Origin of the sequence: Stenotrophomonas sp. ATCM1_4 (assembly GCF_004348115.1) — a bacterium.
Classification (GTDB): Bacteria; Pseudomonadota; Gammaproteobacteria; order Xanthomonadales; family Xanthomonadaceae; genus Stenotrophomonas; species Stenotrophomonas capsici.
In genome coordinates, this window is sequence record NZ_QPFB01000001.1 from 1,173,238 (window position 1) to 1,185,780 (window position 12,543).

14 protein-coding genes are annotated in these 12,543 nt (G+C 68.5%); 6 read left to right on the forward strand and 8 right to left on the reverse strand.

Features of this window, described 5'->3' with window-relative positions; all coding sequences use genetic code 11:
- The first annotated feature begins 90 nt into the window (after positions 1–90).
- Both ATCM_RS05565 and hmgA read left to right on the forward strand, forming a co-directional pair.
- Positions 91–480 (forward strand): DUF559 domain-containing protein, encoded by a 390-nt coding sequence (locus ATCM_RS05565; RefSeq protein WP_132863265.1) that lies wholly within the window; start codon positions 91–93, stop codon positions 478–480.
- Between the two features lie 25 nt (positions 481–505).
- Positions 506–1,804 (forward strand): homogentisate 1,2-dioxygenase, encoded by a 1,299-nt coding sequence (hmgA, locus tag ATCM_RS05570; protein ID WP_132863267.1) that lies wholly within the window; start codon positions 506–508, stop codon positions 1,802–1,804.
- 3 nt (positions 1,805–1,807) lie between these two features.
- On the opposite strand, the gene ATCM_RS05575 is transcribed toward hmgA, so the two are convergent.
- Positions 1,808–2,350: a hypothetical protein gene (locus ATCM_RS05575; RefSeq protein ID WP_132863269.1), complete on the reverse strand. Its 543-nt coding sequence runs from the start codon at positions 2,348–2,350 to the stop codon at positions 1,808–1,810.
- Between the two features lie 109 nt (positions 2,351–2,459).
- On the opposite strand from ATCM_RS05575, the gene ATCM_RS05580 reads away from it, so the two are divergent.
- The 3 genes from ATCM_RS05580 to ATCM_RS05590 all read left to right on the forward strand — a co-directional run bounded on the left by ATCM_RS05580 (position 2,460) and on the right by ATCM_RS05590 (position 4,527).
- Positions 2,460–3,053, forward strand: coding sequence for a lectin (locus tag ATCM_RS05580; RefSeq protein ID WP_132863270.1), 594 nt, complete (start codon positions 2,460–2,462; stop codon positions 3,051–3,053).
- A gap of 63 nt (positions 3,054–3,116) precedes the next feature.
- Complete coding sequence (locus tag ATCM_RS05585; RefSeq protein WP_132863272.1) at positions 3,117–4,067, forward strand: calcium/sodium antiporter; 951 nt, start codon at positions 3,117–3,119, stop codon at positions 4,065–4,067.
- A gap of 16 nt (positions 4,068–4,083) precedes the next feature.
- Positions 4,084–4,527, forward strand: coding sequence for a hypothetical protein (locus tag ATCM_RS05590; RefSeq protein ID WP_132863273.1), 444 nt, complete (start codon positions 4,084–4,086; stop codon positions 4,525–4,527).
- Positions 4,528–4,646: 119 nt separating this feature from the next.
- Here the strand turns inward: ATCM_RS05590 and ATCM_RS05595 are convergent, their stop codons facing one another.
- From ATCM_RS05595 to ATCM_RS05625, 7 genes are all read right to left on the reverse strand, one after another.
- On the reverse strand, positions 4,647–4,973 hold the full coding sequence (locus ATCM_RS05595) for a Na+/H+ antiporter subunit G (RefSeq protein ID WP_132863274.1): 327 nt from the start codon (positions 4,971–4,973) through the stop codon (positions 4,647–4,649).
- Complete coding sequence (locus ATCM_RS05600) at positions 4,970–5,254, reverse strand: K+/H+ antiporter subunit F (RefSeq protein ID WP_132863276.1); 285 nt, start codon at positions 5,252–5,254, stop codon at positions 4,970–4,972. The genes ATCM_RS05595 and ATCM_RS05600 overlap by 4 nt, the downstream gene beginning before the upstream one ends.
- Entirely contained in the window at positions 5,251–5,757 is a 507-nt protein-coding gene (locus ATCM_RS05605) for a Na+/H+ antiporter subunit E (protein ID WP_132863277.1), read from the reverse strand. Before ATCM_RS05605 ends, ATCM_RS05600 begins: the two co-directional genes overlap by 4 nt.
- A complete protein-coding gene (locus ATCM_RS05610; RefSeq protein ID WP_132863279.1) occupies positions 5,754–7,301 on the reverse strand; it encodes a monovalent cation/H+ antiporter subunit D in 1,548 nt (515 codons plus the stop codon). Before ATCM_RS05610 ends, ATCM_RS05605 begins: the two co-directional genes overlap by 4 nt.
- Complete coding sequence (locus ATCM_RS05615) at positions 7,298–7,672, reverse strand: Na+/H+ antiporter subunit C (protein ID WP_132863281.1); 375 nt, start codon at positions 7,670–7,672, stop codon at positions 7,298–7,300. The genes ATCM_RS05610 and ATCM_RS05615 overlap by 4 nt, the downstream gene beginning before the upstream one ends.
- Complete coding sequence (locus ATCM_RS05620; RefSeq protein WP_132863283.1) at positions 7,672–10,500, reverse strand: monovalent cation/H+ antiporter subunit A; 2,829 nt, start codon at positions 10,498–10,500, stop codon at positions 7,672–7,674. The genes ATCM_RS05615 and ATCM_RS05620 overlap by 1 nt, the downstream gene beginning before the upstream one ends.
- Positions 10,501–10,597: 97 nt before the next feature.
- Positions 10,598–11,518: a universal stress protein gene (locus tag ATCM_RS05625; protein WP_132863284.1), complete on the reverse strand. Its 921-nt coding sequence runs from the start codon at positions 11,516–11,518 to the stop codon at positions 10,598–10,600.
- 71 nt (positions 11,519–11,589) lie between these two features.
- Between ATCM_RS05625 and ATCM_RS05630 the strand changes: the two genes are divergently transcribed.
- Positions 11,590–12,507, forward strand: coding sequence for an NAD-dependent epimerase/dehydratase family protein (locus ATCM_RS05630; RefSeq protein ID WP_132863286.1), 918 nt, complete (start codon positions 11,590–11,592; stop codon positions 12,505–12,507).
- Positions 12,508–12,543 lie beyond the last annotated feature (36 nt).

A 12,543-nucleotide genomic window follows, 5' to 3' on the forward strand; every position in this document is an offset into this window, starting at 1 on the left:
GTGCCCTGAAGCCCCTCTCCCACCGGGAGAGGGGTTGGGGAGAGGGTAGGCTCTGCGGGTGAAATGCCCAAAGGATGCCGGATGGTCAGGATGATCAAGCCCCCGCTCCCCTGCGCCACGCTCGACACTGCCAGGTCCCTGCGAAGGGCGATGACGGATGCAGAGCAACGCCTATGGCAGTACCTGCGTGCGGGCCGCTTGGCGGGCTTCAAGTTCCGACGCCAGCACCCCGTGCCGCCATATGTCATGGATTTCTGTTGCGTTGAGGCGGGAGTGGTGGTTGAACTGGATGGTTCGCAACACAATGCGCAGGTGGACGCTGGGCGCACCCGTTACCTGCAGGCGCAGGGATGGCGGGTAGTGCGTTACTGGAACAACGAGGTGTTGTTGCAGACCGGCGAAGTACTGGAAGAGATTGAACGCATCACGCGTAGTCGTACCCTCTCCCCAACCCCTCTCCCGGAGGGAGAGGGGCTTTGAACACAGGAAACAGGCGGGCAAATCCATGGTCACCAACGGTTATCAATCCGGCTTTGGCAACGAATTCGCCACCGAAGCAGTGCCCGGCACCCTGCCGGTCGGGCGCAATTCACCGCAGCGCGTCGCCCATGGCCTGTATGCCGAACAGTTGACCGGCAGCGCCTTCACCGCGCCGCGTGGCAGCAACCGGCGCAGCTGGCTGTACCGCATCCGCCCGGCGGTGATGCACGGGGAATTCACCCCGTTCGACCAGCCCAACCTGCATGGCGAGTTCAGCCACGCGGCGGTATCGCCCAACCAGCTGCGCTGGAGCCCGTTGCCGCTGCCGTCCACGCCCACCGATTTCATCGAAGGGCTGTACACGATGGGTGGCAACGGCGCGCCCGATGCGCATGCCGGTGCCGGCATCCACATGTACGCGGCCAATGCCGACATGCGTGGCCGCTATTTCTACAACGCCGACGGCGAGCTGCTGATCGTGCCGCAGCTGGGCCGGCTGCGCCTGCGCACCGAGATGGGCGTGATCGACGTCGAACCGCAGCAGATCGCGGTGATCCCGCGTGGCGTGCGTTTCGCGGTGGAGCTGCCCGACGGGCAGGCGCGCGGCTATGTCTGCGAGAACTTCGGTGCGCTGCTCAAGCTGCCCGACCTCGGCCCGATCGGCAGCAACGGCCTGGCCAACCCGCGCGATTTCGAAACCCCGGTGGCCGCCTACGAGAACGTGGAAGGCCCGTTCGAGCTGGTCGCCAAGTTCCATGGCCGGCTGTGGCGCGCGGACATCAACCACTCGCCGCTGGACGTGGTCGGCTGGCACGGCAACTACGCGCCGTACCGCTACGACCTGCGCCGTTTCAACACCATCGGCTCGATCAGCCATGACCACCCGGACCCGTCGATCTTCCTGGTGCTGCATTCGGCCAGCGACACGCCCGGGACCAGCAACCTGGACTTCGTGATCTTCCCGCCGCGCTGGCTGGTGGCGCAGGACACGTTCCGCCCGCCGTGGTTCCACCGCAACATCGCCAGCGAGTTCATGGGCCTGATCCACGGTGCCTACGACGCCAAGGCCGAGGGCTTCGTGCCCGGCGGCGCGTCGCTGCACAACTGCATGAGCGGCCACGGCCCGGACGCGGCCACCTTCGACAAGGCCTCCAACGCGGACCTGTCCAAGCCGGACGTGATCACCGACACCATGGCCTTCATGTTCGAGACCCGCGGCGTGATCTGCCCGACCGAGCAGGCCATCGCCGCACCGCACCGCCAGCGCGAATACCAGGCCTGCTGGAGCGGCCTGCGCGACAACTTCGCCCCGCCCAGGGGCTGAGTTTCAGGCCGCCGGCAGCGGCGTGGCCTGCAGCACCGTCGCCAGGTGCGGCTCGGGCAGTACTTCCTGCAGGCGGCCACGCACGCGTTGCGCGTAGCCGTCCGAGGTCATCGCCGGTAGGTGCGCCAGCGCCAGCCGGATCGCGTTGACCGTCTCGCCTTCCTCGCGCGAGGACTGCAGTTGCCGGTGCAGTTGCTGCGCGGTGGGGTTGCGCTGCAGCGCCAGGATGTCCAGCACATAGATCCGCGCAGCCACCATCGAGCGCCGGCGCTCGGTGGCAGGTGCCGCCGCTGCTGCCGGCGCAGGCGCCGCCATGACCACCGGCGCGGGGACGGCCGGTGGGGCGTCGGGGGCATCGGCCAGCAGGTAGCCGTCGCGGATCAACTGCGCGACCAGCGCCGGCGCATCGTTGCCCAGCAACTGGGACAGGTCGTCCAGGCTGCGCTTGCCATCGCACAGGATCAGGGCACGGCGCTGGCGCAGGTCCAGCGGTGCCCGATGGGCCTGCAGGACGGAGAGGGCGAGTTCGGTTTTGCGCGGATGCATGGGACGTGACACGGCGGCGCGGACGCCCAAGCCTGGGTCCGGCAGGTGAAAGCACGATGACAACCGGCATGCCGCTACACTCGGCCCCGGTCCTCCCTGGAGTTGTCGCATGACCCGCACCGTCCTGTCTTCGCTTGTCCTGCTCGCCCTGCTGGCCGCCTGCAACCGCACCCCTGACGCGCCGGATGCGCCGGTGGCACCGCAAGCCCCTGCGGCAGCGGGCTCGCCCGCGCCGACCCCGGCAGAGGCCGCGGTGACCGGCAACGCCGATTGGCAGGGCTATGGCCCCCTGCAACTGGGGATCGATGCCGAACAGATGCGTGCGGTCTGGGATGGCGAGCTGCAGGGCGATGCCGTGGCCGACGGCGGCTGCTATTACCTGCAGCCGGCCGGACAGGGGGCCGACGGCGTGGCCTTCATGCTCGAGGGCGGCAATTTCGTCCGCTACGACGTGCGCGCCGCCGACGTGCAGGCCCCGGGCGGCGGCAAGGTCGGCATGGCGCTGGGCCCGCTGCAGGCACTGTATGCACAGGCCGAAGCACCCCAGCCCCACAAGTACGTGGAAGGCGGCAAGGTGCTGCGGGTTCCCGCCGCCGATGGCAGCCAGGGCTGGCTGGTGTTCGAACTGGGCGCCGACGGCAAGGTGACGGCGTGGCGGGTTGGCCTGCCGCCGCAGGTGGATTACGTGGAAGGGTGCAGCTGAGTTCCTGCGGAAAGGCGATGACTGCGCCTAGAATCAGCCGCATTGCCGTCGGGAGAGACGCGGATGTTTGAAGCCATTGGATTGTTCGTACTTGGCTTGGTGCTGCTGGCGCTGGGGGGCGACTCCATCGTGAAGGCCGCGTCGGGGCTGGCCCAGCGACTGGGGGCCTCGCCATTCGTCGCCGGCCTGCTGCTGGTGGCCTTCGGCACGTCGCTGCCGGAACTGGTGGTCAATGCCCGCGCTTTCGCGGTGGGGGCACAGGAACTGGCACTGGGCAACGCAGTGGGCAGCAACATCGTCAACGTCGGCCTGACGCTGGCGCTGGCCGCGCTGGCCTACCCGCTGGTGGTGCGCACGCGCCTGCTGTCGCCATTGCTGGTGCTGCTTGCCGTGGCTTCGCTGGCGCTGATCGTGTTCGGGCTCGACGGTGCAATCAGCCGCGTGGAAGGCATCGTGCTGCTGCTTGGCTTCGTCGCGGTGCTGGTGTTCGTGCTGGCGCGCGCCCGGCGCGAGCCAGCCGCGCTGCAGGAAAGCATCGCCGCCTACGCGGCGACCCGCACCGAACTGGGGCTCAACCTGATCCGGCTGGTGATTGCCGGCGTGGTGCTGTACTTCGGCGCGCGCTGGGTGGTGCAGGCGGCACCGGTGATCGGCGCCGGCTGGGGCATGTCGCCGCTGCTGGCCGGCCTGCTGCCGGTGGCCATCGGCACGGCGCTGCCGGAAGTGGCCGCCGCGATCGCGGCAGCGCGGCGCGGCCAGGGTGACATGGTCGTCGGCCACGTGATCGGCTCGAGCCTGTTCAACCTGCTGGTGGTGGTCGGTGGCATGGCGGCATTGCGCCCGATGCCGTTGCCGGCCTCGTTCGTGCGCCTGGAACTGCCGGCGGCGATCGTGCTGGTGCTGATGCTGTACCCGATGCTGCGCGGCGACCTGAAGATCAGTCGCGGCGAGGGCGCTGTGTTGTTCGTCGCGTTCCTGGCCTGGGTCGGCCTGGAACTGGCGCTGTTGAACTGACCGGATTGAGGCAAGGATGCGGAAGTTTCTGATGTTGGGGTTGATGTCGGCGGTATTGGCAGGGTGCGTGCACAGCGGGCGGGCTCCGTCCGCCTGGATTGACCCGGGAATGGCGGTGCAGTTGGCCGCTGCAGCAGGGTTGGGACGTGGCGTGGATGGTGTGTTCGCGCTGAACGTGCGGGCAACGGGGGATGTCAGGGGTTCGTTGTTCCTCAATTCCGAGCGGGACTATCGGGACCCGCGGAACCTGAGCGTGGAACTCATGCCTGCTGCCAGGGCCGCGCTGGCGGACTGGCTGGGACGGGATCCCCGGCAAGCGCTGCTGGGCCGGCCGATCCTCGTGCGTGGCAGCGCACGACTGGTGAAGGTGGTTTTCATCGACGAGGGGCGTGTCATGGACAAGTACTACTACCAGACGCAGGTCATGGTCAGTGATGCTGCACAGGTTCAGCTGCGTTGACCCGGGTGCGCGGCCAAGCTGCGCGGGAACACTCCCGGTAGCGCAGCCATGCTGCGCCGGGGTACGACCGGGAGAGCTACCGCCGAGCGTTGCCCGGCGCTACCGGTGGAGTACGCCGGTCAAGGCTTGTCGCCCGGCGGCTCCGGGCGGCTTTCCATCATCAGCGACAGCGCCGCCTTGGCCATCAGGTGGGCGCTGATCGGTGCGGTGATGAACAGGAACACGGTGATCAGCAGCTCGCGCGGTTGCGGGTCCTCGCCGAGGAAGATGTGGTATGCCACCGAGCACACCAGCACGCAGCCCACGCCCAGCGTGCTGGCCTTGGTCGGCGCGTGCAGGCGCTTGAAGAAGTCGGAAAAGCGCACCAGCCCCAGCGCACCGACCAGGATGAAGAAGCAGCCGAAGGCCAGCAGCGCGGACAGGACGATCTGCAGGAAAGTGATCATTCGACGATGTCCCGGCGCAGTACGTACTTGCTCAACACCACGGTGCTGCAGAAGCCCAGCATCGCGATCACCAGCGCGGCCTCGAAGTAGATGGCCGAATCCAGGTAGATGCCGAACAGCATCAACTCGGCGATGGCGGTGACCGACAGCGTGTCCAGCGCCAGGATCCGGTCCGGGACGGTGGGGCCGCGCAACAGGCGCCACAACGCCAGCAGCATCGCGATGCCGACCACGTGCATGCACACCACCAGCGTGGTCTGGAATATCAGGTAACCGTTCACGGGAAGATCTCCATCAGCGGTGCTTCATAGCGGCTCTTGATCTCGGCGATCAGCGCATCGGCATCGTCCAGGTGCAGCACGTGCACCAGCAGGTGACGGCGGTCATCGGACAGCGCCGCGGACACGGTGCCGGGGGTGAGGGTGATGAAGCTGGTCAGCGCGGCGATGCCGTGGATGTTGGCGATGTCCAGTGGCACCCAGATGAAACCGGGCTTGAGCCGTTGCTCCGGGCCCAGCACCTGCATGGCCACGCGGATGTTGGACACCAGGATATCCCACAGCACCACGCACAACAGCTTGGGCACCGGCCGCAGCGTGCCCAGCCGGGCGAACTCGCGGTCCAGGCGTGCGGCGAACAGCGGCACCACCAGCCCGAGCAGCATGCCCAGCAGCAGTTGGCCCAGGTTGAAGCTGTCGGACATCAGCAGCCAGAAGGCGGTGACCGTCAGCGACAGTGCCGGCGAGGGGAACAGGCGACGCAGCAGGGGGCGGGGCGTACTCATGGCTGCCTCATCTGTGGCGTGGTGCCGCGCACGTCGTTGAGGTACTGCTCCGGCGACAGCAATTGCGTGGCGATGGCGTCGGTCTGTCGCATCAGCGGTGCAGCGAACACGCTCATCAGCACCACGTAGCCGAGCAGCAGGCAGGCCGCGGTGGTCTCGTAGGGGCGCGCCGGGGCCGCGGGCTGCGGCTCGGGTTCCGGTGCATCGTCCTCATCGCCGGGCACGTGCCAGAACAGGCGGATGCCGGTACGGGTCAGGCCCATGATCACCAGCAGGCTGCTGCCCAGCACCACCGCCCATACCACGCCGGTATGGGCCTGCGGCACGGCGCTCAGCAGCGCGGCCTTGGCCAGGAAGCCGGCCAGTGGCGGCAGGCCGGCCACGGCCACCGCGCCGACCAGGAACAGCAGGCCCGGCACGGTCTTGCCCGGCAGTACGGTCTGCTCGCCGTCACGTGGCTGGCCGCCACGGATGCGGCGACGACGGATCAGGTCGACCACCAGGAACAGCGCGGCGGCGGTGAAGGTGCTGTGTGGCAGGTAATACAGTCCGGCCGAGATCGTGCCGGCATTGCCCAGCGCGAAGGCGATGAACAGCGTTGCCGCCGAGACCACCACCAGGTAGGCCACCAGCACGCTCATGCGGGTGGCGGCCAGTGCGCCCAGGCCGGCCAGCAGCAGCGTGGCCAGCCCGGCCCACAGCAGCCAGTCGCCGCCGTAGCCGGCCAGTGCGCCGGCACCGGCGCCGAACCACAGCGTGCTGACCCGCAGCACGGCGTACAGCCCGACCTTGGTCATGATCACGAACAGGGCCGCGACCGCGGCCGGTGCACGTGAGTACGACTCCGGCAGCCACAGGTACAGCGGCAGCAGCGCGGCCTTGGAGCAGAACACCAGCAGCAACAGGCCCAACGCGGCCTTGGCCAGCTTCAGGTGCGACGGCGACAGGCCGGCGATGCGCTGGCTGATCTCGGCCATGTTCAGCGAGCCGAGCGTGGCGTACAGCATCGCCAGCGCGATCAGGAACAGCGTGGAGGCGGCGATGTTGAACATCACGTAGTGCAGGCCGATGCGCAGGCGCAGGCCACGGCCGCCGGACAGCAGCAGGCCGTACGAGGCGATCAGCAGCACCTCGAAGAACACGAACAGGTTGAAGATGTCGCCGGTCAGAAATGCACCGTTCAGGCCCATCAGCTGGAACTGGAACAGCGCATGGAAGTGCGGTGCGCGCCGATCCCAGCCGGTACAGGCATACAGCAGGCAGGCGATGGCCAGCAGCAGGGTGGTGCCGAGCATCCAGCCGGCCAGGCGGTCGGCCACCAGCGCCACGCCCAGCCGGGCCGGCCAGTCGCCCAGCAGGTAGGCGGTGATGCGGCCTTCACCGGTCTGCGCGACCAGCAGCGCCACCGACACCGCCAATGCGGTCATGCTGGCCCAGGCCACGCTGCGCTGCACCTTCGGGCCATAGCGGCGGTGTTCGACGAACAGCGACAGCGCCGCGCCCAGCAGCGGAATCAGGACCGGCAGGATCACCAGGTGGTTCATGCGCCGGCCTCCGGCTTGCCCGCGGTGGGCGGATCCGGCTCGTGGGCGTCGACGTGGTCGCTGTGGTTGTCACTGCGGCTGCGCATGGCCAGCACGATGCTCACCGCGGTCATCGCGAAGGCGATGACGATGGCGGTCAGCACCAGCGCCTGCGGCAGCGGGTCGGTGTAGTGGGCAAGGTCGCTGCTCACCCCGTCCTTGAGCACCGGCGCCTTGCCGGTGACCAGCCGCCCGGCGCTGAAGATCAGCAGGTTGGTCGCATACGACAGGAAGGTCATGCCGAGGATGACGTCGAAGCTGCGTGCGCGCAGCAGCAGGTACACGCCGATCGCGGCCAGCACGCCGATCGCGCTTGCCAGGGCCAGTTCCATCAGTGCATCTCCCCGGTGCGTGCCGAACGGCGGTGGATATCGATTTCGCCGTGGCGGGCGTTGCGGGTGCGCGAGGGCTTGATCGTGCCCATCATCGACAGGATCAGCATCACCCCGCCGAACACCACCAGGTACACGCCGGTGTCAAAGCCCATCGCGCTGGCCAGCGGCACCTCGCCAATCAACGGCAGGTGCAGGTCCAGGTGGCCACTGGTCAGGAACGGCACGCCGAACAGCATCGAGGCCATGCCGCTGAGCACGGCGACCATCAGGCCCAGGCCGATGCAGCGGATGTAGTCGAAGCCGAAGCGCGACTCCACCGACACGGTGCCCTGGATCACGTACTGGATCAGCAGCGGCACCGCCAGCACCAGGCCGGCGACGAAGCCGCCACCGGGCGCGTTGTGGCCGCGCAAGAACAGGAAGATGGACACCGTCAGGGTCAACGGGAACATGATCTGGGCCAGGTCGGCCGGCACCGGCAGCTTGATCGGCGGGCCGGGCATGATCTGTTCCGGCGCCATCCGCGAGCGCCGCAGCAGCGCGTGCACCACCAGTGCGGCGATGCCGAACACGGTGATCTCGCCGAAGGTATCGAAGCCGCGGAAGTCCACCAGGATGACGTTGACCACGTTCTGGCCGTAGGCCTCGGGCAGCGAACGCACCAGCATCTCGCCGGCCATGGTGTTCGGCGGCAGCGTCATCATCGAGTAGGCCAGCGCGGCCAGGCCGCCACCGGCGACGATGGCGATCAGCGCATCACGCCGCCTGCGCCAGCGCGAGCGTTCCGGCGGCGACTGCGCCGGCAGGTAGTTCAGGGCGAGCAGCATCAGCACCAGCGTGACCATCTCCACCATCAGCTGGGTCAGGGCCAGGTCCGGTGCCGACAGGAACACGAAGGTCAGCGCAACCATCAACCCGGTGCCGCCCATCACGATCACCGCCAGCAGGCGCTGCTGGAACAGGAACAGCCCGGCGAACGCGCAGGCCAGCATCACCAGCCACAATACCCAGCCCAGCAGCGGCATCGACTGCGGTGCCGGCCATGCCGGCATCGCCGGGCTGGCGATGAACGGTGCGGCGGCGACGATCACCGCCACCAGCACCAACGCCATCAGCATGCGCTGCAGGCTGCCGTTGGCCAGTGCGGCGGTGACGCGGTGGGCGATGCCGAACAACAGGTCCAGGTTGCGCTGGAACAGCAGCTTGCCGGTGGGGCGGTTGGCGGCGGCGTACAGGTCGGTGAAGCGGCGCAGGCCGAAGTACAGGGCGATGCCACCGGCCACGCCGATCGCGCTCATCGCCAGCGGCAGGTTGAAGCCGTGCCAGATCGACAGGCTGTACGCGGGCATCGCCGGGCCGAGGATGGCGCTGGCGCCGGCCTGCAGCACCGGTGCCACGGTCAGTGCCGGCGAGATGCCGACCGCCAGGCAGATCACCACCAGCACTTCCACCGGCACCTTCATCCAGCGCGGCGGCTCGTGCGGGACCACGTCCAGGTCAAGCGGGCCCTTGCCGAAGAAGGTGTCGTGCACGAAGCGCAGGCTGTAGGCCACGCCGAGGATGCCGGCCAGCAGCGCGGCAGCGCTCATCGCCGTGCGCATCCAGTGCGGACCCTCGGTGGCCAGTGCCTCGGCGAACAGCATTTCCTTGGACAGGAAGCCGTTGAGCAGCGGGATACCGGCCATCGCCAGCGAGGCGATGATCGCCAGCGTGCTGGTGATCGGCATCAACCGGCGCAGCCCGCCCAGCTTGCGCATGTCGCGGGTGCCGGTCTCGTGGTCGATGATGCCGGCGGCCATGAACAGCGAGGCCTTGAAGGTGGCGTGGTTGAGGATGTGGAACACGCCGGCCACAACCGCCATCGGCGTGGACAGGCCGAACAGCAGCGTGATCAGGCCCAGGTGCGAGATGGTCGAGTACGCCAGCAGGCCCTTGAGGTCATGCTGGAAGATCGCGCTCCAGGCGCCGATCAGCAGGGTGATCGCACCAATGCCGCTGACCACGTAGAAGAACAGCTCGGTGCCGGCCAGCACCGGGTGCAGGCGCGCCAGCAGGAACACGCCGGCCTTCACCATCGTGGCCGAATGCAGGTACGCCGAGACCGGAGTGGGCGCGGCCATCGCGTGTGGCAGCCAGAACTGGAACGGGAACTGCGCGCTCTTGGTGAAGATGCCGGCCAACACCAGCACCAGTGCCCACGGATACAGCGTGCTGGCGCGGATCAGCTCGCCGGAGGCCAGCACCACGTCCAGGTCGAAGCTGCCGACGATGCGGCCGATCAGCAGCACGCCGGCCAACAGTGCCAGGCCACCGCCGCCGGTGACGATCAAGGCCATGCGCGCGCCCTCGCGCGCGTCCTTGCGGTGCGACCAGAAGCCGATCAGCAGGAATGAACTGATGCTGGTCAGCTCCCAGAACACCATCAGCAACAGCAGGTTGCCGGACAGCACCATGCCCAGCATCGCGCCCATGAACAGCAGCAGGTAGCTGTAGAAGCGACGCGTGCTGTCCCTGGGCGAGAGGTAGTAATGAGCGTACAGCACCACCAGTGCGCCGATGCCCAGCACCAGCCCGGCGAACATCCAGGCCAGCCCGTCCAGGCGCAGGCTGAAGTCCAGCCCGATCTGCGGCAGCCATTGCCAGCTGTTGCGGATGACCTCGCCGTCGAGCACGGCAGGGGTCACGCTGCCCAGCAGCACCAGCCCGAGTACGGGCGCGGCACCTGCAAGACAGGCAGCGGTGGTCCGTGACAGGCGGGCATACAGGGCGATGACCGCCGCCAGCAGGAAGGGCAGCAGGAGAAGGCACAACAGGACTGGCGTCATGCGGAAGCGCAGGGGTGACGGGCAGGTTTTCCAGTCTAACAGGCGCTTTTTTCCGCCCGGAACCTTTTTATGAACGAGCCGTTCGGGTTCGGCGCGGTCAGTCGTCGTTCCCGGCGGCCGCCGCCAGCGAGCGCGGGTCGCGCACCAGCAGGGTGTCGGTTTCCAGCGTTTCGACGATGCGCCGCGCCACGCTGCCGATCAGCAGGTCGAACAGCGCGCCACGGCCGTGGGTGGCCACGATGACCAGTTCGGTGCCGGCGGACCGCGCGTGGTCGGCGAGGATGCGGGCCGGCTCGCCGGGTTCGATGACCGCGTGCACGTGCGCTTGCCCCAGCCGTGGCCGCAATTGCGCCAGCAAGGCCTGCGCCTGCGTGCGCGCGGCGCTGGCGGCCTGTTCCTGCAGGGTGTCGCGGTCGCCGCCGGGGAGCAGGCTGCCGGGGGCATCAAGTGCGTGCACCAATGACAACTGCAATGGCACATCGAACAGTTCCAACGCGCTGCCAGCCGCCTGCGCGGCGCTGTCGGAGAAGTCGCAGGCCACCGCGAGGTGGCGGTAAGGGCCGCGTACCCGGTCATGCACGATCAGCACCGGCAGCCGGCTGTGGCGGGTCAGCCACATCACGGTTGAGCCAAGCGTGGGCTGCTCGAACAGGGAATCACGGGCGATGCCGGTGATGATCAGGCCGCAGTCCTCCTGCGCGGCCAGCTGCAGCAGTGCACGACCGACGTGGCCGTGGCCGATGCGCAGCTCCACCTGCAGGTCATCGGCGTCGCCTTCCAGCAGGCGTTGCAGGCGACGTTCGGCTAGCTGCCGGGCCTGGCCGTCGTCGACCGCCGGGGCCGAGGACAGCAGCCCGCCGGTGATGCCGGTGGCCGCTGCGTCCGGCAACACGGTCGCCACCACTAGCCGTGCGTTCCATTGCCGCGCCAGCTGCAACGCACGGGCCAGTGCACGGTCGGTGCGGGCGCTCAGGTCGGTGGCGAGCAGGAGAGCGGTGGGGGTGGAGCTGGCGGTCATGGCGTCCTCGCGGCGATTCCTTTCATCCGGGCACGTCAGGATGCCTCATCGGATCGCCTATCCTGTGATGCATGGAAGATAGCACTCGTACCAATGAGGGACAGCGCAAGGCGCTGGTGTTTGGCGGCAGCGGTCAGATCGGCGAGCGCCTGCTGGACAACCTGCGCCGCGCGGGCTGGCAGGTGAGCGCGGTCTCGCGCACCGCCCGTCCGGCGCGGCCCGGCCTGGAATGGATTGGCGGTGATCTGTCCGGCCACTGGCAGGGCGCCCGCGATTTCGATGTGGTTTTCAGCTGCGGTCCGCTCGATCATTTCGCGCGCTGGTACGCGGCGTCGGATCTGGGGCCGGCACGCGTCGTGGCATTCGGCTCGACCAGCGTCGACGTCAAACAGGATTCGGCCGATCTGGCCGAGCGCGACGTGGCGCGCCGGTTGCGTGAGGCCGAAGCGACGCTGTTCGCCGCCGCGCAGGCGCGTGGCGTGGCCGCCACGGTGCTGCGCCCCACGCTGGTCTACGGTGCGGGGCGCGACAAGACGCTCAGCGTCATCGCCGCGATGGCCCGCCGCAGCGGTGTGTTCGTGCTGCCGGCATCGGCCAATGGCCTGCGCCAGCCGGTGCATGTGCAGGACCTGGCCGATGCGGCCATGCAGGTGCTGGAACAACCGGCCACCGCGGGCCAGGCCTATGCGCTGGGCGGCGGGGAAGTACTGGGCTACGGGGAAATGGTCCGCCGTGTGCTGGCTGCGTTGCAGCCGCCTGCACGGTTGCTGCGGATACCGACCCCGCTGTTCGCCCTCGCGCTGCGCGTGGCGCATGCGTTCGGGCGCCTGCGTGGCATGAACGCGGCCGCGCTTGCCCGCATGCAGGAGCCGCTGGCGTTCGACACCGCACCGGCACGGCGTGATTTCGGCTATGCGCCGCGTCCGTTCATGGTGGATGCGGCCATGCTCGGACTGGCCGACGCACCCGCCGGCGAGGCGTCACCGTAGCGCGGGTGGACACCCCGGACTGAAGGGGCCGGCAAT